The 24,491-nt window shown below is 74.6% G+C and carries 23 protein-coding genes; 12 read left to right on the top strand and 11 right to left on the bottom strand.

Annotation, left to right across the window (positions count from 1 at the left end):
* Nucleotides 1-68: 68 nt before the first annotated feature.
* Complete coding sequence (locus tag ABT263_RS14385) at nucleotides 69-572, bottom strand: beta-class carbonic anhydrase (RefSeq protein ID WP_329486750.1); 504 nt, start codon at nucleotides 570-572, stop codon at nucleotides 69-71.
* A gap of 457 nt (nucleotides 573-1,029) precedes the next feature.
* On the opposite strand from ABT263_RS14385, the gene ABT263_RS14380 reads away from it, so the two are divergent.
* Nucleotides 1,030-1,932 (top strand): aminoglycoside phosphotransferase family protein, encoded by a 903-nt coding sequence (locus tag ABT263_RS14380; protein ID WP_352290791.1) that lies wholly within the window; start codon nucleotides 1,030-1,032, stop codon nucleotides 1,930-1,932.
* Here the strand turns inward: ABT263_RS14380 and ABT263_RS14375 are convergent.
* The 3 genes from ABT263_RS14375 to ABT263_RS14365 all read right to left on the bottom strand — a co-directional run bounded on the left by ABT263_RS14375 (nucleotide 1,922) and on the right by ABT263_RS14365 (nucleotide 4,365).
* The gene (locus tag ABT263_RS14375; protein ID WP_352290790.1) at nucleotides 1,922-2,899 is read right to left on the bottom strand and encodes a GlxA family transcriptional regulator; all 978 of its coding nucleotides are present in this window, start codon (nucleotides 2,897-2,899) and stop codon (nucleotides 1,922-1,924) included. The genes ABT263_RS14380 and ABT263_RS14375 overlap by 11 nt on opposite strands.
* Nucleotides 2,900-2,948: 49 nt before the next feature.
* A complete protein-coding gene (locus ABT263_RS14370; RefSeq protein ID WP_352290789.1) occupies nucleotides 2,949-3,419 on the bottom strand; it encodes an NUDIX domain-containing protein in 471 nt (156 codons plus the stop codon).
* A 109-nt stretch (nucleotides 3,420-3,528) separates the two neighbouring features.
* Nucleotides 3,529-4,365, bottom strand: a complete 837-nt coding sequence (locus ABT263_RS14365) for a S1 family peptidase (protein ID WP_352290788.1) — start codon at nucleotides 4,363-4,365, stop codon at nucleotides 3,529-3,531.
* 161 nt (nucleotides 4,366-4,526) lie between these two features.
* On the opposite strand from ABT263_RS14365, the gene ABT263_RS14360 reads away from it, so the two are divergent.
* The 10 genes from ABT263_RS14360 to ABT263_RS14315 all read left to right on the top strand — a co-directional run bounded on the left by ABT263_RS14360 (nucleotide 4,527) and on the right by ABT263_RS14315 (nucleotide 14,773).
* The gene (locus ABT263_RS14360) at nucleotides 4,527-5,636 is read left to right on the top strand and encodes a GlxA family transcriptional regulator (RefSeq protein WP_352290787.1); all 1,110 of its coding nucleotides are present in this window, start codon (nucleotides 4,527-4,529) and stop codon (nucleotides 5,634-5,636) included.
* Between the two features lie 42 nt (nucleotides 5,637-5,678).
* Nucleotides 5,679-6,611: a helix-turn-helix transcriptional regulator gene (locus tag ABT263_RS14355; protein WP_352290786.1), complete on the top strand. Its 933-nt coding sequence runs from the start codon at nucleotides 5,679-5,681 to the stop codon at nucleotides 6,609-6,611.
* An 882-nt stretch (nucleotides 6,612-7,493) separates the two neighbouring features.
* Nucleotides 7,494-8,600 carry a phytanoyl-CoA dioxygenase family protein gene (locus ABT263_RS14350; protein ID WP_352290785.1) on the top strand — a complete coding sequence of 369 codons (1,107 nt, stop codon included), beginning with the start codon at nucleotides 7,494-7,496 and terminating at the stop codon, nucleotides 8,598-8,600.
* A gap of 14 nt (nucleotides 8,601-8,614) precedes the next feature.
* Nucleotides 8,615-9,928 carry a DUF6271 family protein gene (locus ABT263_RS14345; RefSeq protein WP_352290860.1) on the top strand — a complete coding sequence of 438 codons (1,314 nt, stop codon included), beginning with the start codon at nucleotides 8,615-8,617 and terminating at the stop codon, nucleotides 9,926-9,928.
* Nucleotides 9,929-9,949: 21 nt separating this feature from the next.
* The gene (locus ABT263_RS14340) at nucleotides 9,950-11,203 is read left to right on the top strand and encodes a type III PLP-dependent enzyme (protein ID WP_352290784.1); all 1,254 of its coding nucleotides are present in this window, start codon (nucleotides 9,950-9,952) and stop codon (nucleotides 11,201-11,203) included.
* A complete protein-coding gene (locus ABT263_RS14335) occupies nucleotides 11,200-11,847 on the top strand; it encodes a GNAT family N-acetyltransferase (RefSeq protein ID WP_352290783.1) in 648 nt (215 codons plus the stop codon). Before ABT263_RS14340 ends, ABT263_RS14335 begins: the two co-directional genes overlap by 4 nt.
* Before the next feature lie 2 nt (nucleotides 11,848-11,849).
* Nucleotides 11,850-13,112 (top strand): MFS transporter, encoded by a 1,263-nt coding sequence (locus ABT263_RS14330; RefSeq protein ID WP_352290859.1) that lies wholly within the window; start codon nucleotides 11,850-11,852, stop codon nucleotides 13,110-13,112.
* A 123-nt stretch (nucleotides 13,113-13,235) separates the two neighbouring features.
* Entirely contained in the window at nucleotides 13,236-13,589 is a 354-nt protein-coding gene (locus tag ABT263_RS14325) for a DUF6204 family protein (RefSeq protein ID WP_329486760.1), read from the top strand.
* Between the two features lie 89 nt (nucleotides 13,590-13,678).
* Nucleotides 13,679-14,152 carry a MarR family winged helix-turn-helix transcriptional regulator gene (locus tag ABT263_RS14320; RefSeq protein ID WP_352290782.1) on the top strand — a complete coding sequence of 158 codons (474 nt, stop codon included), beginning with the start codon at nucleotides 13,679-13,681 and terminating at the stop codon, nucleotides 14,150-14,152.
* 147 nt (nucleotides 14,153-14,299) lie between these two features.
* On the top strand, nucleotides 14,300-14,773 hold the full coding sequence (locus ABT263_RS14315) for a hypothetical protein (RefSeq protein WP_352290781.1): 474 nt from the start codon (nucleotides 14,300-14,302) through the stop codon (nucleotides 14,771-14,773).
* Nucleotides 14,774-14,845: 72 nt separating this feature from the next.
* On the opposite strand, the gene ABT263_RS14310 is transcribed toward ABT263_RS14315, so the two are convergent.
* The 3 genes from ABT263_RS14310 to def all read right to left on the bottom strand — a co-directional run bounded on the left by ABT263_RS14310 (nucleotide 14,846) and on the right by def (nucleotide 18,051).
* Nucleotides 14,846-16,279, bottom strand: coding sequence for an RsmB/NOP family class I SAM-dependent RNA methyltransferase (locus ABT263_RS14310; protein ID WP_352290780.1), 1,434 nt, complete (start codon nucleotides 16,277-16,279; stop codon nucleotides 14,846-14,848).
* A gap of 225 nt (nucleotides 16,280-16,504) precedes the next feature.
* Nucleotides 16,505-17,452 (bottom strand): methionyl-tRNA formyltransferase, encoded by a 948-nt coding sequence (gene fmt, locus ABT263_RS14305; RefSeq protein WP_352290779.1) that lies wholly within the window; start codon nucleotides 17,450-17,452, stop codon nucleotides 16,505-16,507.
* Between the two features lie 53 nt (nucleotides 17,453-17,505).
* The gene (gene def, locus ABT263_RS14300) at nucleotides 17,506-18,051 is read right to left on the bottom strand and encodes a peptide deformylase (RefSeq protein ID WP_352290778.1); all 546 of its coding nucleotides are present in this window, start codon (nucleotides 18,049-18,051) and stop codon (nucleotides 17,506-17,508) included.
* 384 nt (nucleotides 18,052-18,435) lie between these two features.
* On the opposite strand from def, the gene ABT263_RS14295 reads away from it, so the two are divergent.
* Nucleotides 18,436-19,047, top strand: a complete 612-nt coding sequence (locus ABT263_RS14295) for a hypothetical protein (protein WP_329486766.1) — start codon at nucleotides 18,436-18,438, stop codon at nucleotides 19,045-19,047.
* Nucleotides 19,048-19,228: 181 nt separating this feature from the next.
* Here ABT263_RS14295 and ABT263_RS14290 read toward each other — a convergent pair whose 3' ends face one another.
* The 4 genes from ABT263_RS14290 to rpoZ form a co-directional block, all read right to left on the bottom strand.
* Nucleotides 19,229-21,319: a primosomal protein N' gene (locus ABT263_RS14290; protein ID WP_329486767.1), complete on the bottom strand. Its 2,091-nt coding sequence runs from the start codon at nucleotides 21,317-21,319 to the stop codon at nucleotides 19,229-19,231.
* 133 nt (nucleotides 21,320-21,452) lie between these two features.
* A complete protein-coding gene (metK, locus tag ABT263_RS14285) occupies nucleotides 21,453-22,661 on the bottom strand; it encodes a methionine adenosyltransferase (protein WP_329486768.1) in 1,209 nt (402 codons plus the stop codon).
* Nucleotides 22,662-22,811: 150 nt separating this feature from the next.
* Nucleotides 22,812-24,047 (bottom strand): bifunctional phosphopantothenoylcysteine decarboxylase/phosphopantothenate--cysteine ligase CoaBC, encoded by a 1,236-nt coding sequence (gene coaBC, locus ABT263_RS14280; RefSeq protein ID WP_352290777.1) that lies wholly within the window; start codon nucleotides 24,045-24,047, stop codon nucleotides 22,812-22,814.
* A gap of 152 nt (nucleotides 24,048-24,199) precedes the next feature.
* On the bottom strand, nucleotides 24,200-24,466 hold the full coding sequence (gene rpoZ / locus ABT263_RS14275; RefSeq protein WP_030056185.1) for a DNA-directed RNA polymerase subunit omega: 267 nt from the start codon (nucleotides 24,464-24,466) through the stop codon (nucleotides 24,200-24,202).
* Nucleotides 24,467-24,491 lie beyond the last annotated feature (25 nt).

The raw sequence follows: 24,491 nt of genomic DNA, 5'->3' as shown, positions 1-24,491 counted from the left end.
CCGCGCGACGTGCACACTCCGCGCGCGCGACGTGGCACGACGGCGGGGCACCGGGACCGCTCACCCTGCTACAGCACCACCTCCGCGAGCTTCCCGGTCGCGATGTCGAAGACGAACCCGCGCAGGGCGTCGGTCCTCGGGACGAACGGACTGTTCCGGATCCGGGCAGCGGACTGCCGGACGTCCGCCTCCAGGTCGGCGAAGGCCTCGGCCGCCCAGGGCGGCTTGATGCCCGTCTCCTCCCGGATCGACTCCCGGAAGGCGTCGTCGCCGAAGGTCAGCATGCCGCAGTCGGTGTGGTGGATCAGGATGATCTCCTGCGTGCCCAGCAGCCGCTGACTGATCGCCAGCGAGCGGATCGCGTCGTCCGTGGCGACGCCGCCGGCGTTGCGGATCACGTGCGAGTCGCCCTCGTCGAGCCCGAGCGCCGCGTAGACGTCGAGCCGCGCGTCCATGCAGGCCAGGACGGCACTCCGGCGGCCCGGCGGGAGCGGCAGCGGCCCCTGGAAGTCGACCGCGTAGGCGGCGTTGTTGCGGAGGTAGTGCTCGGTGGCGGCACCGGCTTCGGTCATGACTGTCTCCTTCGAGGACGTTCGAGGACGTTCAAGGACGTTCGAGGATGTTCCAGGACATTCGAGGACATGTGAGGAGAGGGTTTCACCGCAGGAGGCGCCCGGGCGCGGGGCACCGGCGGGTACGCCGGAACGGCGTGGCCGCCTCGGGCACTTCGGGACATCGGGCCCGCTCACGGAGACCGCGGCGACCGGCGAGGACCGGACGGCGACAGCGCGGGGCGCGGGAGAGGCGCGCGCGGCAGGCCGTACGTCAGCGGTCGAGCGGACAACTCGCGCTGGACAGGCGGCCGTAGTCGACGTGACGACGGCGGACGAGCTCGGTCATGGCCGCACGGTAGTACCCAACTCGCCACCTCCGCCAGGGAATCGACCCGACACCACCCGAACGAGGCAATCGGACTCCGCCCGCCCGGGGCACAATGGCCCTCCACAGCACAGGAACCCGGGGCCGCGCATGACCGACTTCGCGATCGACGAGACCTCGGTGCGGGAACTCCTGCGGGAGCAGCACCCGGACCTCGCTGGGCTGGACATCCGCCGGGTGGACGCCGGGTGGGACAACCAGCAGTGGCGGCTCGGCGAGGAGTTGGCCGTACGGATCCCCCGCACGGAACGGGCGCCGGAGCTGCTGCGCAAGGAGCGGGAGTGGCTGTCCGTGCTGGCCCCGCGGCTGCCCCTACCGATCCCGGTCCACGTTCGGGCCGGTGAGCCGTCCGCGCTCTTCCCCCGGCCGTGGAGCGTGGTGCGCTGGGTACCGGGCGAGCCCGCCGACCGGGCGCCGATCGAGCGGGGCGACCACGCGGCGGGCGTGCTCGCGGAGTTCCTCGCGGCGCTCCACCGGGCGGCGCCCGCCGGGGCGTTCCCCGGTTCGAACCGGGGCGCTCCGCCCAGGGAGGCCGTCGGCGGCTTCGAGCCGCAGTTCCACCTCGTCGCCGCCGACGTCGCGGCAGACGTCCGGCGGGTCTGGGCGGAGGCCGTCGCCGCGCCCGACCGGGAGGGCCCGCCGCGCTGGCTGCACGGCGACCTCCACCCGGCGAACGTCGTCGTCACGGACGGGACGCTGTCCGGCGTGCTCGACTTCGGCGAACTCTGCGCCGGCGACCCGGCGGCGGACCTCGCGGCGGCCTGGCTGCTCCTGCCCGAAGGCGCGGCGGACGGCTTCTTCGACGCCTACGCCGAGGCCACCGCGGCCGAGGTGGACACGGCGACGGTGCTGCGCGCCCGGGGCTGGGCGCTGCTGCGCTGCCTCTCCCTGATCGGCATCGGCCTGGCCGGGGAGCGCGGCCTCCCCGGTGGGCAGCGGACCTGGGGTCCGGCCGGGCGGGCGGCGCTCGCGCGGGTCCTGGCTACGGGGTAGACCCGGGGGCGGGCGCCCCGGCGGCCGCCCGGTGCCGTGCGCGGTAGGAGCGCGGCGTGGTGCCGGTCAGCCGGGCGAAGTGCTGCCGCAGGCTCGCGGCCGACGCGAAACCGGCCAGCGCCGCCACCCGTTCCACCGGCTCGTCGGTCTCCGTGAGCAGCTCGCGGGCGCGGTCCAGGCGCAGCCGGAGCAGGTACTGCGGCGGGCTGACGCCGGCCTGGGCGCGGAACCGGCGGTTGAGGCTGCTGACGCTGATTCCTGCGTGCGCGGCGACGTCGGCGGGGGCCAGCGGGAGGTGGAGGCGGGCCTTCAGCCAGCGCAGGGTCGGTTCGAGGCCCGCGCTGTCGGCGAGTTCGCGGTCGATGCCCTCCTGGACGCGGTCCGCGTGCCGCAGCAGGGGGGTGAGGAGCTCCCGCGAGGTCTCGCCGGCCGTCCGCTCCCCGTGGTCCTGGGCCAGCAGGTGCAGGCAGACGTCCAGCCCGCCGAAGATCCCGGCCGAGGTGAGGAAGCGGCCGTCGGCCACCGCCGCGCCGACCGGGTCGACCTCGATCCGGGGGTGCCGCCGGGCCAGTTCAGCGGTGTGCCGCCAACCGGTGGTGGCGCGCCGGCCGTCGAGCAGGCCGGTGGCCGCGAGGGTAAACACCCCGGTGCCGATCGCGCCGATCCGGCCGCCCCGCGCGGCGACGGCCCGCAGCACGTCGAGGACCTCGGACGGCGGCTCCGCCGGGGCGCCGTCACGCCCCGCCAGCAGCACGATGTCGGCGTCGGCGAGGCCCTCCGGCCCGTGCGGGACGGTGATGCCCAGCGGCGCCGGCAGCCCGATCCCGACCGGCCCGGGCGCGGCACACAACCGCACCTCGTAGGCGACACCCGGGTGCTCACGCGCCGCCGTCCCGAACACCAGCCCCGGCGTGGTGAGGTGGTGTCCGGGCAGCCCGTCGGGCACGAGGACGGCGATGACCGACATACCCGGAATGTACCCGAAGCCCGGGGCGGCGTGGCCACCGTCCCGGCGGTCACCCCAGGTAGGGCGTCGCCCGGTGGTCGAGGTAGTGCCGGAGCCGGAGCCGCTGCGTGTGGTGCATCGGCAGGTCCCCGATGTCGTCCGGAGCCACGAACCGCAGGTCGGTCGACTCGTCGGAGATCCGGAGCTCCCCGCCTGTGACGCGGGCGGTGAAGCAGACGTTGAACTGCTGCCGCACCTCGCCGTCGGAGTAGGCGATCACATGCCGGGGGTCGGTGTAGGTGCCGACCAGCCCGGTGATCTCGACGACGAGCCCGGTCTCCTCGCGGACCTCCCGGACCGCGGCGCCGGGAAGCGACTCACCGAGGTCCATCGTGCCGCCCGGCAGCGCGTACAGGCCGTTGTCGGTGCGCCGTTGGAGCAGCACGCGCCCGTCCTCGTCGGCCACCACGGCCGACGCCGCCACCACCAGCCGGTTCGGCTCCGGCGCGCCGGGATCGTCGTAGAACTCGGTTCGTGCCACGTGGTCGGCTCTCCTCGACTCTTCGGCGACCGGTGGGGCGGCGTTCCCATACTGCCCTGGCGGCCGGGGGCCGGGCGGCGGCAGCGCCGGGTGCTGCCGCCGCCGGGGGTCAGCTGTTCTGGTGGATCGTCTGCCGGATCCAGTCCGCGTACGCCGGAACGCTGGTGTAGAGGCCCGGGCCGGTCGAACAGGTCGGGTCGGTGTCGCCGTCCCCCGAGGTGGTGCCGACGAGTTCCCAGCGCCCGCCCCGGCCCTTCTGGAGCTGCGGGCCGCCGGAGTCCCCGAAGCAGGCCATCGCGCCCGGCACCTGGCTGACCGTGCACAGGCGCAGCCACCCCGCCCGGCCGGGGGCGCACTCGTCGACGGCTCCCCGGCGGGTCTCCAACTGCTGGAGCCGGTTCGCGAACTCGGCCCGCTGCGGGGTGTCCACGTCGGCGACGCTGCCGAAGCCGAGCAGCCGGGTCGGCGTGCCGGGCCGGGCGACGCGGTCGGCGATCCGGACGGGCTGCTCGCTCACCGGGCGGTCCAGCCGGATCAGCGCGAGGTCGTCCTGGTTGGCTCCGCCGCCACCGGTGCCGATCCCGTAGCCGGGGTGGGTGATCGTCCGCTCGATGGTGCGCACGGTGCCGCCGGACGTGCGCCGGTCCGAGCCGATCCGGACGGTGCCGTCCAGGACGACGCCGACCTCGGGCCGGGTGTCCACGCAGTGGCCCGCCGTCAGCACCCACCGGGGGTGGATCAGCGTCGCCCCGCAGACGCCGTCGAGCAGGCCGTGCGTCGGGGCCGTCAGCGGGATCGAGGCCATGTACGGGTAGCGCCCGGTGGCGTCCGTCCCGTTGACGATGGCTCCGGCGCTGCCGGTCATGGCGGTGGCGCACACCGTCGCGGCCAGGGCGACGGTGGCGACGCGGGCCGCTCGGCGGGCCAGGGAGCTGAAAGCGGGCATGGCAGGTCCTTCGTTCGGGGTGCGCGTGAGCGCGCTTCGGGGTGTTCGGATCAGGTTGGCGCGGGCGCCCCGGCGGTGCGGGTGCCGCGTACCGCCCATCCTTCGCACCGGCCCGCGCCCGGAACAGCGGCTCCGATGTCACCCTCGGCTAAATTCTGGACATGCCAGTGATCGCTGTCCTCGCCCTCGACGGCGTACCGGGCCACCAGCTCACCGCGCCGGGGATCTCCTTCGGCGCCGCCGCGCGCCACCACCCGCACGTCGGGTACGAGGTGCGGTACTGCGCGGGCCCCGGGTTCCGTACGACGGGGGCGCCGGCACCGTTCCGGCTCGACACACCGTGGGGTCTGGAGGGGCTGGCGGGTGCGGACACCGTGCTGGTGCCCGGCCACGACGGTTTCCGCGCGGAGCCGCCACCCGGGGTCGTCGACGCGCTGCGGGCCGCGGCGGCGGGGGGCAGCCGGATCGGTGCGATCGGGACGGGGACGTTCACCCTCGCCGCCACCGGGCTGCTGGACGGGCGGCGGGCCGCGACCGGCCGCCGGTACGCCGCCGAACTGGCCGGGCGCCACCCCCGGATCGAGGTCGACCCGGAGGGCTCGGTCACGGACGCGGCGCCGTTCCACAGCGCGGCGGGGGTGCTCGGCGGGGTCGACCTCTGCCTGCGGCTGATCACCCTGGACCACGGCGAGCCGGTCGCCATCGAGACGGAGCGGCAGGTCTTCCTGGAGCTGCACGGGCCTGCCGGGCCGGCGGCCTCCAGCGGGGCGGCGGCCACCACCGCGTCGGCGGCCACCACCGGTACCGCTCGCGCACCGGGTCCCGGGGGCTCCCGGCTCGGGCCGACGCTCCGGTGGCTGGAGGCCCACCTCGACCGCCCGCTGACGCTGAACGACCTCGCCGACCACGCCGGACTCACCGTCCGCGGCCTGACCAGGCGCTTCCGGGCCGAGACCGGGCTGCCGCCGCTGCAGTACCTGCTCCGCGCGCGCATCCAGCTCGCGCAGCGCCTGCTGGAGCGCGGCGACGAGCCGGTCGAACGCATCGCCACCCGCACGGGGCTCGGCACGCCCGCCAACCTGCGCCACCACTTCCAGCACCACACGGGGACCAGCCCCCGGACCTACCGGGCGGCCTTCCGCTCCCTCGTCTCCACCCTGACCTGGGCCGACGGCCGCCCGGCCGGCGACGCCCCGGCAGCGGACCGGACCGACCGACCGGTTCCCCCGCACGACCGCCCCGCGCCGGCCGATCGTCGTGCCTGGTCCTGACAGGACCAGGCACGACGGCGGCGCGTCGGCCAGAATCGGCACATGAGTTCCCCGACCGCCCTCGGCGTCTTCCTGCGTTCCCGCCGCGCCCGGCTGCTGCCCCAGGAGGTCGGCCTGCCCGGCGCGGGCGCCCGGCGGCGGGTCGCCGGCCTGCGCCGCGAGGAGATCGCCGAACTCGCCGGGGTCAGCGTCGACTACTACACCCGGATGGAACAGGGCCGGGTCCGCAACGCCTCGCCCGCGGTGCTCGACGCGCTGGCCCGGGCGCTGCGCCTGGAGGAGCAGGAGACCCGGCACCTGCACCGGATCGCCCGCCCGACCGCCGCCACGCGGCGGGCCGCGCCGGCGGAGGAGCCGCAGCGCGTCCGGCCGATGCTGCGGACCCTCCTGCGGTCCCTCCCGGAGCTGCCCGCGCTGGTGATGGGGCAGCGGATGGACGTGCTGGCCTGGAACCGGGCGGCGAGCGCGCTGTTCGGCGACTTCGCGGCCCTGGAACCCGCCGCGCGCAACATCGCCAGGATCACCTTCCTGCACCCCGAGTCCCGTTCCCTGTACGCGGACTGGGACGAGTGCGCGCGGGGGAACGTGGCCCATCTGGGCATGGAGGCGGGCCGCCGGCCCGACGACCCGCGACTGCGCGAGCTGATCGGTGAACTCGCGATGAAGAGCCGGGAGTTCCGCACCTGGTGGGCCGAACACCCGGTGCGGGACAAGACGTCCGGGGTCAAGCGCTTCCACCACCCGGTGGTCGGCACGCTCGAATTGACCTACGAGACCCTGCGGGCGGCCGACGACCCGGCCCAGGCGCTGATCACCTACGCGCCCGAGCCCGGCAGCCCGTCCGAGGACGCCCTGCGACTGCTGCTGGCCTGGACGGCGCAGCAGACCCCGGCCGGCCACCCGGCGCCACCGACCGGCACGGCGCAGGGCCGCCCGTCGGACGAGCACGCCCGGCGCGAGGACCACGCCCGCTAGGCACCGGACAGGCCGGCTCCCGGCCCGCCCCCACCCCGGCCCGCCACTGGCTCCAGCGCCGTCGCCATCCCCGTCACCAACGCCGCCCCGGCGGCCGCTCATGCCCCGGTTGCCCGAAAGGGCAACCGCCCGGCGCCTTCGGGCAGGGGTCGCCACCGGCCGCGCAGGCCGTTCCTCCGCCGCAACTCCGGCCTGGTCACCGCCCGTTCCCACGGATCCCGACGGCGGCGGCGAGCCTCCTCCGGAGAAGGGTTGACACCACAAGTTGGTCTAGTCCACCGTAGGGGAAGCAAGTTTGACGAGGTGGGAAGTCCCGGCGATGCCCCGTGCCGGACACGCGAGTTGGCCGACGCCGCCGCATGTCCACCGAGGGCGTCAACGACGCGTCGGGGGCTTCGAACACAAGAAGGAGGAAGGAATCCCGGCCCCGTCCCCGCGGGAAACGGGCGGTCCGTCCCTGGATGCGACAGCCCCGAGGACCCGACCGGGCCCGCCACCCCCGCGGGAACCGCACGCGCGCTGAGCGCCGCCGGGAACCGCGAGACCCGCAACCTCCCCGCTGTCCGAAGCCCCGTCGCCCGACACCCCGATCAACCACCCTCCGCCCTCTCCCCCTTCACCTTCACCCTTCACCCGACCGGCGCCCTCGGCCGCGCTCTCCCAGGAGCCGTCCGCCGCCGGCCGTTCGTGGCCACCGCGCCCCGAACCGTCCGCGCCCGAGCACGCGTTGCCGCCGGTCGGCCGTCCTCCGACGCCGCCCTGCGGCGATGCCGCCGTGCGCGCGGCGGCACGGGAACGGCGGAGCGTACGGGCGCAGGAGCCGCCCCGTGAACCGGCGCTGCGTCCCGGCCGCAGTAGTTTCCCGACCTCTGGAGTGATTGCATGCCGAAGCCTGACGGATACCTGTATCGGGCCGCCTCCGACACCCCGTACTTCAGCAACGACGGCGAGACCTACCTCGCCAGGACACCGCTGAAGGACATCGAGAAGGCGCGGCCGCTGCGCGTGCTCTCCGAGGAGGACTACTCGTTCTGGCAGACGTACGGCTACGTCGTCGTCCGGGAGGCGATCCCGGCCGAGGCGGCGAAGCGGCTGCTGGACTTCGCCTGGGACTTCCAGGGCCTGGACCCGGAGCGGCCGGAGACCTGGTACGAGGAGCGGGAGTTCGCCGACGAACTGGCCCAGCACCTGCACATCTACGGCTTCGTCGAGGCCTACCAGCACCAGCTGATCTGGGACAGCCGCCAGGCGCAGCGGGTCTACGACGCGTTCGTCGACGTCTGGGACTGCGAAGAGCTCTGGGTGACGCTGGACCGGCTCAACCTCAACCCGCCGAACGTCGGCAACCGTGACCGCGCGCTGATCGAGGCGACGGACAAGGGCTTCGACATCGAGCTGCACTGGGACGTCGACACCACGCTCGGCATCCTGCCGCAGCGCGTCCAGGGGATCATCGCGCTCAACGACACCCGGCCGGACCACGGCGGCTTCCAGTGCAACCCCGAGCTGTTCCGGCGGTTCAACCAGTGGCAGGCCGCTCAGCCGGCCGACCGCGACCCGATCCGGCCCGCCGTCGACCGTACGGAGTTCCCGGTCGTGCGGCCCGAGTTGAAGGCCGGCGACCTGCTGATCTGGAACGGCCTGCTCGCCCACGGCGTGGCGCGCAACACCTCGGAGCAGGGCGTCCGGGCGGTCCAGTACCTCTCGATGATGCCGGCCCTGGAGGAGCACGAGGAGCTCAAGGCCTCGCGGATCGCCTCCTGGCGCGACCTCTCCACCCCGACGTGGAACAAGACGCTGGTGGGCGACCCGCGGAAGCACGAGTCGCTGCGCTACGGCAAGGCCGGGCTGAGCGACCTCGGCGCCAAGCTGCTGGGCCTGGAGTCCTGGCACGCCGGGCAGCGCACCGAACCGGAGACCGAGCAGAACGCCGAACCGAACACCGCACAGCACACCGCCCGACGCGGCACCCCGGACGGCGACGCGTGAACCGGGCCGCCGGCGTGGACAGGATCTGCCTGACCCTCCCCACCAACCGGGCCTGCGCCGACACCATCGCGTCGATCGGCGAGGAAGCCGCCTACGCCGCCGCTCGGTTCGGCGTCGAGGTGCACCTGCTGGTGCTGGACTCCTCCGACGAGCCGACGTTCGCCGTCCACGCCAAGGCCGTGGACGCGCTGCCCGGGGCGGCGGGCGTGGTCGTGCACCACCTCGACGAAGCCCGGCAGCGGACGTTCCTGCGGCGGGTGATCGACGCCGCCGCGGTCGCCGAGCCGGCCCGGGTGCTCGACCTGATGCTGCCGGACGCCGTCTCCTACGGCGCCTGCACCAACCGGGCGTTCCTGATCGCCGCCGCCCTCGGCTGCCGCTCCGTCCACCGCCGGGACTCCGACAGCCACTTCCAGGTCCTGGACGGGAAGCCGGTCTTCCCGATCCACCACGAGCTGCTGTCCCTCGGGAAGCGGGCGGCCGACGCGGCGGCCGGCGTCACCGAGAACACCCTCGACCCGGCGCACGCCGAGAAGCCGGTGGCGATGGTCGGCGGCTCCTTCGTCGGTGAACTCTCCGTCGACATCGGCGAGATCCGCGAGCTGGACCCGGCCGTCTACGACGAGGTCGTCGCGCTCTGGGCGCCGGCCGGGGCATCGGAGCAGGAGAAGCGGGAGCTCGTCGACGACTCCTTCGTCGGAGGCGGCACCGACCCGTTCACCGAGGACCGCGCCGTCCTGGACCTCCCGGACATCTGGCGGGTCGACATGTGCAACATCGGCTTCGACCACGCGGTGTACGAGCGCCTGCCGCTGCCGTCCGCGACCGACACCATCGGCAGCGACTACTTCCTCCTGCACGTGGTGCGCGACGCCACCCTGCCCGGCGTGGTGCACAACCGGCACATCGTGAACTACTACACCCCCGAGCGCCGCACGGGCGCCGGGTTCACCGCCTACCAGCTGCGGTTCACCAAGTTCCTGCTGTCGATGCTCTACCTCTACCCGGTGTACTTCGACATGGAGGCGGCGGGCGGTGCGCTGCTCGACGACGAGCACCGCGTACGGGTCGCCGTGATCGCCGACTCCGTCCGGCGCAGCATCGGGACGGACCGGGCGGAGAACGTCCGCCGGCTGTCCGACCTGGACGGCGCCTACCGCCGACTCGGCGGCAAGTACGCCGAGTTCGCCGACCACCTGCTCACCCTGCGGGACCGCCTGCTCGACGAGGCACAGGCGGACACCGAGGACTTCGCACTGCTGATCGGGGCGTGGGGTCCGCTGGTGCGGGCGTGCAAGGCCACCGGCCCCGAGCAGCTGGCCCGCTGACCGGGCCTGGAGCTATCGACGATGTCTGAGAACACACTTCTGCGCGCCGCCCTGGCGGCCGCGACCGACGACCGGATCTACTACGACCTCGACGGGATCGAGGGCCAGTACACGGCGCTGCTGCGCGAACTGCCGGGCATCGCCGTCCGCTTCGCCATGAAGGCGTGCCCGGTGGACGAGGTCCTCGCCCACCTGGCGGGGCTGGGCGCCGGCTTCGACGCGGCCGGCCCGCAGGAGATAGCCCAGGCCCTGCGCACCGGCGTCCCGGTCGAGCGGATCCACTACGGCAACACCATCAAGTCCGACCGCAACATCGCCGAGGCGTACCGGCTCGGCGTCCGGGACTTCGCGACGGACAGCCTGGAGGACGTCACGGCGCTCGCCGTCCACGCCCCGGGTGCCCGGGTGTTCTGCCGGGTCGCCACCACCGGGGACGGCGCGCTCTGGGGCCTGAGCCGGAAGTTCGGCTGCTCACCGGCGGACGCCGTCCTGGTCCTGGAGGCGGCGCGCGCGGCGGGGCTGACCCCGTCGGGGCTCTCCGTCCACGTCGGGTCGCAGCAGATGACCTCCGACGCCTGGCAGAGCGCGCTGGACTCGCTCACCGCCGTGGTCGAGGAGCTGGACCGGCGGGGCATCCTGCTGGACCACGTCAACCTCGGCGGCGGCCTGCCCGCCCTCGGCGTCCTCGACAAGCGGGGCAGGCCGCTCGACCCGCCGGTGGACAAGATGTTCGCCGTACTCCGGGAGGGCATGCAGCGACTCCGGGAGGTGTCGGCGGCGCCGCTGGACTTCCTCCTGGAGCCGGGGCGCCACCTGGTCGCGGACCACGGCGCCATCCGGACCCAGGTCGCCCGGCTGACCTCCCGGCAGCAGCTCGACGGCGAGCGGCAGCACTGGCTCTACCTGGGCTGCGGCAAGTTCAACGGCCTGTACGAGATGGACGAACTGCAGTACCGGATGGAGTTCCCCACCCACCCGCGGGACTCCGCCACCGAGGGCGGCTACCTTCCGGCCGTCGTCGCGGGCCCGACCTGCGACAGCGACGACGCGTACACCGACGACGACGGCCTCGTCGCGGTACCGGCGGCCGCCGCCTCCGGGGATCCGGTCTGGATCTTCTCCTGCGGCGCCTACGCCACGGCGTACACGACCCAGGGCTTCAACGGGTTCGAGCCGCTCCCGTACACCTGCGTCCGCCGGACCGACGGCACCGGCCGCCCCACCCCTGCCCCCGTCCCCACCCCCGTTCCCGTCTCCGAAGGAGGTCCCGCATGATGGCCGACGAGATCGCCGAGGGCGTCCGCGTCCGACTGCTGGCCGCCGACGACTGGGACGAGGTCGTGGCACTGGAGGCCCGCGCCTACAGCGCGAGCGGTCTGTCCGAGGGGCGGGCGGCACTGGAGTCCCGGGGCCGGGCCTCGCCCACCACCTGCTTCGCGGTGGAGCACCGGGGGCGCCTCGGCGGCTACCTGCTCGCCCTGCCCTACCCGCTCCACGCGTGCCCGGACCTGAGCCGGCCGGAGGCCGCCGGCGTCCGGTCCACCAACATGCACGCGCACGACCTGGTGATCGCCGAGGAGCTGCGCGGCCGGGGGCTCGCGCCCCTGGTACTCGGCCACCTCGCGCGAACGGCCCGGCTGCGGCGGTTCGAGACCATCTCGCTGGTGGCCGTCCGGGGCAGCGAGGTCCTCTGGGCCCCGCTGGGCTACCGCGCCGAGCCGGAGGTCGAACTCCCGGCGAGCTACGGCCCCCAGGCGGTCTACATGTCGATGTCCCTGCGCACGGCTCCCCCCGCCGCGCCTCCCCTCCCGGCGGCTCCCACCCCCACGGCCCTGCTCGCCGCAGCCGGCTCCGGGGCGCCGCGGCACCCCCACGGCCCGTTCACCGGGTCGCCCCTGAAAGACGAAGTGGTTCGATGAACATGCTCCGCCTGCGCGACGACTACCGCCGAGCCCAACTGGCCATCGCGGCCCTGTTCTGCTTCCTCGGCTTCCAGTACGCGACGTGGGTCTCCCGCCTGCCCGCGCTGAAGAGCCGGCTGGACCTGAGCGAGGCCGAACTCGGCCTGCTGCTGATGGTCTGCGGGGTGGGCGCGGCGGTGTCCTTCCCGCTGGTCGCGGCGCTGATGAAGCGGCTCGGTTCACGGCTGCTCGCCACCCTGTCGGCGCTCGCCCTGGGCCTGGTGCTGCTCGGGCTCACCGTGGCGCCCAACTACCCGGTGACCCTGGTGGTGGCCTGCTTCGACGGCATCGCGGTCGGCTGCCTGAACGTCGCGATGAACGCGCAGGGCGCCGCCCTGGAGGTCACGTACCGGCGGACGGCGATGTCCAGGCTGCATGCCACCTTCAGCGCCGGCTCGCTGCTCGCCGCCCTGCTCGCCTCCGGCGTCAACGCCTTCACCACCACCCTGTCCGTGCACTTCGGCCTCGCCGCCGTCGTCCTCCTGCTGCTCCTCGGGCTCGCCCAGACGGGCATGCTGACGGATGACCAGAAGGCGGCCGCGGAAGCGCCGGAGGCCGCCGAGCCGCAGGCGCCGAAGAAGCGGCGCGGGCTGACGCTGCCCTCGCGGGTGACGATCTGGATGGGCCTGGCGATGGTGTTCGGCACCATCACCGAGGGCGCCATGAACGACTGGTCGGCCCTCTACCTGAAGGACGTCGTCAACGCGGCGCCCCAGCTGGCCCCGCTGGGCATCGCCGTCGTCTCGGTCATGATGGTCGCGGCCCGGATCTTCGCCGACGGCTGGCGCACCCGCTTCGGCGACGGGCGGATCGTCCGCTTCGGCAGCCTGCTGGCGGGCGGCGGCCTGGCGCTCGCGCTGCTGGCCGGCGGGGTGGTGCCGACGCTGCTCGGGTTCGCCTGCGTGGGGCTGGGCGTCGCGGCCGTGACCCCGTGCATCTACGTGGCCGCCGCCCGGCAGGGCTCGGACGCGCTGGCGCTGGTCGCCGCCACCGGAACGACGGGTCTGCTCGCGGGGCCGGCGGTGATCGGCTTCATCGCCAACGGCAGCAGCCTGGTGTGGGGCATGGCCGCGGTGGCCGCGTCCGCCGCCGTCGTCTCGCTCTGTGCGACGCAGATCCGCTGGCCCGCGCTGGGCGGCGCGGACGACGCGGAGCCCGCCGCGCCGGCCCCCGCCGGCCCCGACGGCACCGCGCCGGCCGAGGCCGCCCTGCGCGAGGCCTGAGCCCCGCGGGCACCGGGTGGGGGGTCCCACCCGGTGCCCCGGGCCCGACCACCGGCTACCCCGGGGCCGACCACCGGCGAAACGCGGTGGAACCGGACCGGCCCCGATGGCTAGGGTCGAGGGATGACCACTCGCACCTTCCGCGTCACCGTCCGCGGCTCCTTCGACGGCCTCGACGCCGACCAGCACGCCGAACTCCTCGCCCGCGCGGCCGAACACGACGTGCTGTACGCGTCGTTCACGCCCGAGGGGCACCTCAGCTACGACCTCGCCTCGCGCCCCGCCTTCACCTTCCGCTTCCTGGACTCGGGCGAGGCGGAGGAGGACATCCTGGAGGCCGCCGACCGGGCCGAGGGGGCGGCGAAGTCCTGGCTCGACGAACACGGCTACGGCTACAAGAACCTCCGGTCGCAGGCCGAGGACCTCTCCCAGGCGGCCGTCGGCAAGCGCCAGCGCCGAGCCGCCCGCACCGCCTGATCCCACCCCGCACGGTCCCGCACCCCCCGCTCCGCCACCTCCTCGACGGCTCAGTCCGCAGCTATACTTGAGCAGTCAAGGAGGTGGCAATGAGTTCCACACTGGACGCGGCCCTGCGCCTGGTCCGGGCGCAGGCGGCCCTGGTACGGCGGTTCGACGCGAGCCTGAGCGGCCTGCACGGGGTCAGCCTGGCCGATTTCACCCTGCTGCTGCGGCTGGGCCAGGCGCCCGGCGGCCGGATCCGCCGGGTGGACCTCGCCGAGGCGCTCGGCCTCACCGCCTCCGGCGTCACCCGGGGGCTCGCCCCGCTGGAGCGCATCGGCCTGGTGACCCGCGAGCCGGACGCCCGGGACGCCCGGGTCGCCTACGCGGCGCTCACCGACACCGGCCGCACCCTGCTCCGGGACATCCGCGCCACCGCCGAACGCGTCGCCGACGAGCTGTTCGCCGCACCCTCCTGGAGCCCGGACGACATCGCCCTGTTCGCCGGCCTGACCACCCGTCTCGGCGGCACCGGCCTCACCGACCGCCCCCTGACCACCGACCCGCCGCCGTCCGCCTGAGCGGATCATGACCGGGTCGTCCCATCTGTTGGGCACCGGGATCGCTGACCTGCTGACCCAGTCGGGCCCCTTCCTGACCGGACCACCCGGCGCCCACGGCACCGCCGTCCTCACCCGCGCCGCACCGCCCCGCCCCGGAGGCCCCCGTTGGACCGAGTAGACCGGACGGACCGGACGGACCGGATGGACCTGACCGACCCGCCACTGCTCTGCCACTGGACGTCCGCCGAGGGCACCTCCACGCTCGCCGTCCACCGCACCCCTGCCGGGTGGGAGTTGCTCGCGGCCTCCCCGTACGTGTCCGAGTCGCTGCTGTTCGACACGGCCGACGACGTCCGCGCGCTGGCCCGAGCCCTCGTGGATCTGCCGTCCGGCCCCGAGCCGTTCGAGGCCGAGTGGTACCTCGCCGCCCCCGACAGCGAGGGCGACCAGGGCCACTTCGCCACCCTCGCGTGCGGCCTGGACCTCCGCGCCGGCCACCGCCCGTACCTCGCCTACCAAGCGGTGCACCGGTTCGGCTCCTTCAGCGTCCCCGGTGCGGACCTGTACTGCGACGACCTCCCGCTCGACCGGCTCCGCCACCAGGCCGCCGCACTCCTCGCCGCACTCGCGACGCCCTGACGAACCGGCCCCCGGCGGACGCCGAAGGGCCGGCCGCACCCGCGACCGGCCCTCCTTGCCCCCGCCTCCCGGCTACGCCGTCCGGCGCAGCAGCGCCAGGTACATCGCGTCGGTGCCGTGCAGGTGCGGCCAGAGCTGGACGTCCGGGCCCTCGCCCAGCGACGGCACGCCGGGCAGCAGCGGGCGGGCGTCGATCCACTCGACCCGGCCACCCTGCTCCCGCAGCACGTCGTTCACCACGGCCCGGGTCTCGGCGAGGTGCGGCGAGCAGGTCGCGTAGCCGACGACGCCGCCGATCCGGGTGGCGTCGATGGCGCCGCGCAGCAGGTCGCGCTGGAGCGGGCCGAAGGCGGCGACGTCCGCCGGCCGGCGGCGCCAGCGCGCCTCGGGGCGGCGGCGCAGCGCGCCGAGGCCGGAGCAGGGGACGTCCACGAGCACCCGGTCGAAGCTGTCGGCGCGCCACGCGGGGCGGGTGCCGTCGGCGGCGATCACGGTGTACGGGCCGGGGTTGCCCTCCAGCGTGCGGGCCACCAGCCGGGCCCGGTGCGGCTGCTTCTCACTGGCCACCAGGGCGGCGCCGCGCTGGGCGGCCAGGGCGGCGAGCATCGCGGCCTTGCCGCCGGGGCCGGCGCAGCCGTCCAGCCAGACCCGGTCCGGGCCGTCGAGCGGCGCGGCGGCCAGGGCGAGCGCGACCAGCTGGCTGCCCTCGTCCTGGACGCCGGCACGGTTCTCCTGGACGGCCGGGAGCGCGCCCGGGTCGCCGCCCTCGGCGAGCCGGACCGCGAACGGGGACCAGCGGCCGGGCTCGGCCTCGGGCAGCGCCTCGGCGAGGTCGGCGACGGCGATCCGGCCGGGGCGGGCGACCAGGGTGACCTCGGGGCGCTCGTTGTCGGCGCGCAGCAGCTCCTCGATCGCGGTGCGGTCGGAGGCGTCGGGCTGCCAGCGGCCGAGCGAGTCCCAGAGGGCGGCGACCACCCAGCGGGGGTGCGAGTGGACGACGGCGAGGTGGTCCTCGGCGTCCTTCTCGTACGGCGGGGCGACCTTGGCGATCCAGGCGTCCAGGTCGTGGGCGCTGATCCGGCGCAGGACGGCGTTGACGAACTTGGCCTTGCCGTCGCCGAGGACCACCCGGGCCAGCTCGACGGTCGCCGAGACGGCGGCGTGGCTGGGGATGCGGGTGGTGAGCAGCTGGTGGGCGCCGAGGGACAGGACGTCCAGGACCGGCGGATCGACCTTGCTGAGCGGCCGGTCGATGCAGGCGGCGATGACGGCGTCGTAGGTGCCCTGGAGGCGCAGCGTGCCGTAGACCAGCTCGGTGGCGAGGGCGGCGTCGCGCCGGTCCATGCCCTTCTGCTCGGCTTCGCGCAGGAGGGACGGCAGGATCAGGTTGGCGTAGGCGTCGCGCTCGTCGACGGCCCGCAGGGCGCGGAACGCGACGATGCGCGCCGGGTCCTTCTTGGGACGACGGTGCGGACGGGGCGCGCGGCCGGCGCTGGGAGTGCTCAAAAGGTGCCTCAAAGTGCTGCGGTGGTTATCGAACGAACAGTATTCCCCATGGTCCGGGCAGACTCGTCGCCCGGGGAGACTCGTCCGAAGGTACACCCCGGCCCCGGCCCGTGCCGGACCCCGGACCGGCGCCGCACCGCTTTCGCGCCGGGCCCGGCGGCCCCGCCCGGGCGAGGCGGGACCGGCGGGCCCGGCACGGAAGCGCCGTCCGGCGGAAGCGCCGTCCTACGGGCGCGCGGCGTCCTCGAAGCGCTCGCCGGACTCGATCCGCGCCCCCCGGGCCCAGTCGGCCGCGCGCATCGGCTTCTTGCCCTGCGGCTGCACCTCGCCCAGCTCGATCTCGTGGCTGCCGGTGCCGACCCGGATGCTGTTCTTGCCGACGGCCAGCTCCCCGGGGGCGAGCGCGGAGGCGTCCGCCAGCAGCTTCACCGGGCCGGAGACCTTGAGCCGCTCACCGCGGAACAGCGTCCAGGCGCCGGGGGCGGGGGCGCAGCCGCGGACCACGCGGTCGATCCGCAGGGCGGGGTGGGCCCAGTCGATCCGGGCGTCCTCGACGGTGAGCTTCGGCGCGAGCGTGGTGCCCTCGGCGGGCTGCGGGACGGCGTGCAGCGAGCCGTCGGCGATCCCGTCCATGGTGGCGGCGAGCAGCCGGGCGCCGGAGCGCGCGAGCCGGTCGAGCAGCTCACCGCTGGTGTCGGCCGGGCGGATCTCCTCGGTGATGACGCCGTAGACCGGACCGGAGTCCAGGCCCTGCTCGATCAGGAAGGTGGACGCGCCGGTGACCTCGTCGCCGGCCAGCACCGCGTGCTGCACGGGGGCGGCGCCGCGCCAGGCCGGGAGCAGCGAGAAGTGCAGGTTGACCCAGCCGTGCTTGGGGATCTCCAGCGCGCCGGGGCGCAGCAGCGCGCCGTACGCGACCACCGGGCAGCAGTCGGGGGCGAGTTCGGTGAGGCGGGCGATGAACTCCGGGTCGCTGGGCTTCACCGGCTTGAGGACCTCGATCCCGGCCTCCTCGGCGCGCTGGGCGACGGGGCTGGCGACCAGCTTGCGCCCGCGTCCGGCGGGGGCGTCGGGGCGGGTGACCACCGCGACGACCTCGTGCCGGTCGGAGGCGAGCAGGGCGTCCAGGGCGGGAACGGCGACCTCGGGGGTGCCGGCGAACACGAGGCGCATCAAGGGCCTTTCTGGTAGCGGGAATTCCGTAGGAGCGGCGACCGGGGTGGTGGTCAGCGCGCGGAGCCGAAGGTGCTGTGCGGGGAGACCCGGACGACGGGCGCGGGGCCCTCGCCCCAGTCCGCTTCGCGGATCGCCTTCAGCGCTTCCTTGCGCCGCTCACGGTCGAGGCGGTCGATGAAGATGATGCCGTCGAGGTGGTCGGTCTCGTGCTGGATGCAGCGGGCGAGCAGCTCGGTGCCCTCGACCGTGACCGGATCGCCGTACATGGTGAAGCCCTTGGCGACCACGCCGTACGCGCGCCTGGTGTCGTAGCGCAGGCCGGGCAGCGAGAGGCAGCCCTCGGGGCCGTCCTGCTCCTCCTCGGTCAGCGACAGGTCGGGGTTGATCAGGTGCCCGGTGACGCCGTCCACGTGGTAGGTGAACACCCGCAGCGAGACGCCGAGTTGGGGAGCCGCCAGGCCGGCACCGGGGGCGTCGAGCATGGTCTCGGTGAGATCCCGGACCAGGTTGCGCAGTTCCTTGTCGAACGTGGTCACCGGCTGGGCGGTGGCCCGCAGGACGGGGTCACCGAAGATGCGGATCGGCTGGATCGCCACGGCGTACGGGCTCCTGTCCGTCGGGGAGTTGAGGAGTGCGGGAGGTGCGGTACTTCGGCGTTCGGGTTTCGGGCGTTCGGCGTGCCACGGACGGGCCCCCGGGAGTCCGGACCACGGACCGGTCACCGACCCGCCCACGACCGCCCGACGGGCCGACCACCGGCCAAGTCTATGCAATCGGATCGCGGCACCGCCCGCCCCTCCGCACCGCTCCCGCGCAGACCTTCGGCTCCCGGCACCGTGTTCTGGCATATCCCGAGTCGGCCCGGCTGCGTGACCCCGGCGGGCGGTCCGGCGTTGGTCAAGTGAGATTGACCGGGGCCGGAACGCGCGGGACATCACGTTCCGGCCGAGCTGAACCGTACGGAAGGTGGCACGTAGGCCATGGCCGAGCAGATCAATCACGACGCCCGGGCGCGGGCGAGCCTGCACCTGCTGGTGCGGGACATCGAGCGGGTCCGGCGGCAGGTCGACGCGCTGCGGACGCTCACCGCCCAGCTGGGCAACGTCTACCGTCCGCGCCGCCCCAGTACCTCGGCCGGGTTCGTGGTGTACGGGCGGGCGCCCGCGCCGACGGTGCGGCTGGCGCAGGAGCTGCGCGAGAGCGTGGAGACGCTGGTCGCGGCGGCGGTCGAGTTCGACCGCGCGCTGGGTTTCTCCTGGGACTCGGTGGGCTCGGCCCTCGGGGTCACCAAGCAGGCGGTGCACCGGCGCTACGGGATGCGCCGGCCGACCAGCGAGCTGCTGGCGGCCGGCGGGGTGCCGGCCGGCGGCGTCCCGGGGGTGCCGGGTCCGACCCGGCCGGACCGCTCCGAGGAGCTGCCGGCCGCCGCTCCCGCCCCGACCGGACTGGCCGCGACCGTCCCGGCGGCCCGCCAGGGCGGCCTGGACCGCAGCGCCCTCGACCGGGCCGTACTGGAGCGCGCGGCGGCGCACGACCGCCCTACCCACGACCGGGGCGCCCTGGACCGCCCCGGCATCCCGCTGCGCGGCTGAGCCCGACGGCAGCCCGTGCGGTCCGGCCGATCACGCCGAACCGCACGGGCCCCGCCCGGCCGACGCCCACCGGAACCACCAGAGACCCCGGCCGACGCCACCCGAACCACCGGCCCACACCCGCCGAAGCCACCCGAGACCCCGGCCGACACCCTCCGGACCACCCGACCGCCCCCGGACCTCACCCGATGTCCGTCGGATCGATCCGCACCTTCACCGCCTCCGGCGTCCGCAGCGCGATCCGCGCGATCTGCGCCGCCTTCAGCGCCGTCGCCAGCGCCGCGCCCTGCCCGGGCGGCACCCGCAACAGCGCCCGCTCCTGCTCCTCCCCCCGCAGCGCGGGCGCCGGCACCGGCCCCAGCACATCCGCCTCGGAGGGCAGCCGGATCAGCCCGAGCAGATCCGCCACCGCCGCCGGGCTGCCACTGACCGAGGCCATCCGCGACACCGGGGGGAAGTGCAGCTGCGCCCGCTCCTCCAGCTCCATCCCGGCGTGGCCGAGCGGGTCCCAGCGGACCAGCGCCTGCACCGGCCGCGCGGTCGGCTCGGCCACCACGACCACCGCGCCGCCCTCCGTCGACGGCTTCACCAGCGCGGCGGCGGTCAGCCAGAGCCGCAGCGTCTCCTCGCCGGCCCGCAGGTCCGGGCGGCCGAGCAGCGCCCAGCCGTCCAGCAGCAGGGCGGCCGCGTAGCCGCTGCCGCCCTCCACCACCGGCTCGGCGCCCGGGGTGGAGATCACCAGGGCGGGCTCGGCCGGGACGGTCGCCAGCACCGCGTCCCGCCCGGAGGTCCGGACCGGGATGCGCGGGAACGCCTTGCCCAGCTCCTCCGCCGTGCGCCGGGCGCCGATCACCTGGGCCCGCAGCCGGAACGAGCCGCACTCCTGGCAGTGCCAGTCGGCCGCGCCCTCCCCGCACCACCCGCAGTGCAACGGCGCGTCGGCGGCCGAGGCCTCCAGCGGGCCCTCGCAGCGGCGGCAGCGCGCGGGCGTGCGGCAGTTCCCGCAGGACAGCCGGGGCACGTAGCCGCGGCGCGGCACCTGGATGAGCACGGGGCCGCCGCTCGCCAGGGCCTCCCGGGCCACCTCCCAGGCCACCGAGGGCAGCCGGGCGGCCTGGGCGGCGGCGTCCCGGTGCTGGTCCTGGTCGGTGACGGTACGGACCCTCGGCGCCACCTGCCGGACGGTCTCCCGGTCGGCCACCAGCGGCCGGGCCCAGCCGGTGCTGACCAGCTGCGCGCCCTCGACCGTGACGGCGTGCCCGCCGAGCAGGACGCCGGCGCCCTCCTCCGCCGCGCGCAGCAGCGCGACCTCCCGCACGTGCGGGTGCGGGCTGCGCGGATCGCTGTGGCTGCTGTCGCCGTCCGACCAGACGACCACCAGCCCGAGGTCGTGCACCGGCGCGAACATGGCGGCGCGGGTGCCGATGGCGGCGCGCACCGAGCCGCGGCTCACCGTGAGCCAGCGCCGGTAGCGCTCGCGGGGGCCGAGGTCGGCCGCCAGGGTCGCGTGCATGCCCTCGCCCAGCAGCTCGGTCAGCGCCTGGTCGACCCGCGCCACCGACCGGCCCTCCGGCAGCACGACCAGCGCGCCCCGCCCGCTCGCCAGCGTGGCGGCGACCGCCCGGGCGATCTCGTAGGGCCAGCCGGGACCGGGCAGCGCCGTCCAGACCGCGCGCGGCTGGCCGCCGGCGGCCAGCGCGGCGAGGAAGTCGGGCCCGGCGGGGTAGCGGGACCAGCCGCCGGGCTGCGGTGCCCCGGGCAGCGGGCCGGGCGGCGGCGAGGGCTCGGCCTCGGCCTTGGCGTGCCGGGGCGGTACGGCCAGCTGGAGGACGTCCGCCAGGGTGCCGGCGTACCGGTCGGCGACGGTGCGGCAGAGCCGGAGCAGCTGCGGGGTGAGGACCGGTTCGGGCGAGAGCACCTGGGCGAGCGGCGCCAGCGGACCAGGGAAGTCGCTCTTCTCCAGCCGCTCGACGATGAACCCGTCGTGCAGCTCCCCGCCCTCGCGCTGGCCCTTCACCACCCGCGCCCCGAAGCGCACCCGCACCCGGACGCCGGGCCGGGCGTCGTCCGCCATCGCGGCGGGCACCTCGTAGTCGAAGAACTTGTCGATGGTCAGGACGCCCTTGTCGACCACCACCCGGGCCACCGGCAGGTGCTCGGCCCGCTTGGCGCCGTGCCACGTCCGGGGCTTGGCCCGGCGGACCGTCTCCCGGATGAAGGCAAGCTGCTCCGGCGCCGCCCCGGCCTCGTCACTCCCCTGCGTGCTGCTCATCGCTCCCAGTACTACCAGGTCACACCGACATGACGCCCGCACCGGCCCCCGACCGGGGAACGCCGCAGGCGGCGGCCGCCCCCGTTTCGGGGCGGCCGCCGCCTGCGGTCCGATCGGTCGGGCCGACCGCGGGTCAGTCCTGTACGGCCTTCTTCAGCTGCTCGACCCGGTCGGTCCGCTCCCAGGTGAAGTCCGGCAGCTCACGGCCGAAGTGGCCGTACGCGGCGGTCTGCGAGTAGATCGGGCGGAGCAGGTCCAGGTCGCGGATGATCGCGGCCGGGCGAAGGTCGAACACGTCGGTGACGGCCTTCTGGATGGTGAGCACCGGCACGGTCTCGGTGCCGAAGGTCTCCACGAAGAGGCCGACCGGCTCGGCCTTGCCGATCGCGTACGCGACCTGCACCTCGGCGCGGCTGGCGAGGCCGGCGGCGACGATGTTCTTCGCCACCCAGCGCATCGCGTAGGCGGCCGAGCGGTCCACCTTGGACGGGTCCTTGCCGGAGAAGGCGCCGCCGCCGTGCCGGGCGAAGCCGCCGTAGGTGTCGATGATGATCTTGCGGCCGGTGAGGCCGGCGTCGCCCATCGGGCCGCCGATCTCGAAGCGCCCGGTCGGGTTGACCAGCAGGCGGTAGCCCTCGGTCACGAGCTTGATGCCCTGCTCGGCGAGCGCCTTGAGCTCCGGCTCCACGACGAACTCGCGGATGTCCGGGGTGAGCAGCGAGTCGAGGTCGATGTCGCTCGCGTGCTGCGAGGAGACGACCACGGTGTCGAGGCGGACGGCCTTGTCGCCGTCGTACTCGATGGTGACCTGGGTCTTGCCGTCGGGGCGCAGGTACGGGATCGTCCCGTTCTTGCGGACCTCGGAGAGGCGACGCGAGAGGCGGTGCGCCAGGGTGATCGGCAGCGGCATGAGTTCGGGCGTCTCGTCGGACGCGTAGCCGAACATCAGGCCCTGGTCACCGGCGCCCTGCTTGTCCAGGTCGTCCTCGTCACCCTCCACCCGGGCCTCGTACGCCGTGTCGACACCCTGTGCGATGTCGGGCGACTGGGCACCGATGGACACCGAGACGCCGCAGGAGGCGCCGTCGAAGCCCTTCTTGGAGCTGTCGTAGCCGATCTCCAGGATCTTGTCCCGGACGAGCTGCGCGATCGGCGCGTAAGCCTTGGTGGTCACCTCGCCGGCCACGTGCACCTGGCCGGTGGTGATGAGCGTCTCCACGGCGACCCGGGACGTCGGGTCCTCTCGCAGGAGAGCGTCAAGGATGGTGTCGCTGATCTGGTCAGCGATCTTGTCGGGGTGTCCCTCGGTCACGGATTCCGAGGTGAACAGGCGGCGAGACACAGCGCTCCCTGGGGTTGCAGCGGCTGCTGACTGAAGGCCCCCGGCGGACCGGGGACATCCGGAAAGACTTGATTCCTGGAGTGTAACGGTCAGCTACCGGCTATCGGGACTCGATTCCGGAAAAGGAGACCGGTTGCTCACCTCTTGAGATCACTCGGCGACCGGTTGCCACCGCTTCGCGACCAGGTCCCAGACCACGTCGGCGAGCGCCTCCTTCGGCCCCACCGGCACCCCCGTCTCACTGCCGTCCGAGCCCAGAATCACGGCCTCGTTGACGTCCGTGCCGAACGCCTTGCCGTTGCCGACCTCGTTCACCACCAGCAGGTCGCAGCCCTTGCGGGCGAGCTTCGCGCGCCCGTTCGCCAGCACGTCGTCGGTCTCCGCCGCGAAACCCACCACCAGTTGACCCGAACGGGGCCGGTGGGCGGAGAGCTCGGCCAGGATGTCCGGGTTGCGGACCAGCGCGACCGGGGCCGGTTCGACCCCCTCGACCTTCTTGATCTTGCCGCTGGCGTACTCGGCCGGGCGGAAGTCGGCCACCGCGGCGGCCATCACCACCGCGTCGGCGTCCGCCGCCGCCTTCGTCGCGGCCTCCCGCAGCTCCAGCGCGGTCGAGACGTGCACCACGTCGACCCCGGCCGGGTCGGGCAGCTCCGCGTTGGCCGAGAGCAACGTCACCCGGGCCCCGCGCGCCGCGGCGGTCGCGGCCAGCGCGTAGCCCTGCTTGCCGGAGGACCGGTTGCCGAGGTAGCGCACCGGGTCCAGCGGCTCACGGGTACCGCCGGCCGAGACCACCACGTGCCGGCCGGCCAGGTCGGCCGCGGCCGCGCCCCGGCGCAGCAGCGCCCGGCAGGCGTCGAAGATCGCGGACGGCTCGGGCAGCCGCCCCTTGCCGGTGTCCTTGCCGGTCAGCCGCCCGACGGCGGGCTCCAGCACCACGACGCCCCGGCGGCGCAGCGTGGCCACGTTCTCCCGGGTCGCCGGGTGCTCCCACATCTCGGTGTGCATCGCCGGCGCCAGGACGACCGGGCAGCGCGCGGTCAGCAGGGTGTTGGTGAGCAGGTCGTCGGCGAGCCCGTGGGCCGCCTTGGCCATCAGGTCGGCGGTCGCGGGGGCGACCACGACGAGGTCGGCGCTCTGCCCGATCCGCACGTGCGGCACCTCGTGGACCCGCTCCCAGGTCTCGGTGGCGGCGGGACGGCCGGAGAGCGCGGCCCAGGTGGCCTCGCCGACGAAGTGCAGCGCGGCCTCGGTGGGCACCACGGTCACCTGGTGGCCGGATTCGGTGAACCGCCGCAGCACCTCGCACGCCTTGTAGGCGGCGATGCCGCCGCTGACGCCGAGGACGACGCGCGGTGCGTCCGACCGGTCCGTGCTCGCGCTCATGCTTCCCACTCTCTCCTCGCTCGGGACGTGCTCACCCTACGACCCCCCGCCGGCCGGCGGCACGGTGCACCCCGCACCGCCCCCGGGCACGCCGAAGGGCCCGCCGGAACGGATCCGACGGGCCCTTCGACAGAACAGACAGGGAGACCGGCTCAGGCCGCCTCGACCGCCTCGGCGGTGAGCATGCCGGCGTTGATCTCGCGCAGCGCGATCGACAGCGGCTTCTCGTGCACGTGGGTGTCCACCAGCGGGCCGACGTACTCCAGCAGGCCCTCACCGAGCTGCGAGTAGTACGCGTTGATCTGACGCGCGCGCTTGGCGGCGTAGATCACGAGGCTGTACTTGGAGTCGGTGGCCTCAAGCAGCTCGTCGATCGGCGGGTTGATGATGCCCTCGGGCGCGGTCATGGAAGAGGACACGCGAAAACCTTCCGAAAGGTGGAAA

Origin of the sequence: Kitasatospora sp. NPDC001603 (assembly GCF_040298365.1) — a bacterium.
Taxonomy (GTDB): domain Bacteria; phylum Actinomycetota; class Actinomycetes; order Streptomycetales; family Streptomycetaceae; genus Kitasatospora.
This window is presented reverse-complemented; position numbering and strand designations above follow the sequence as displayed.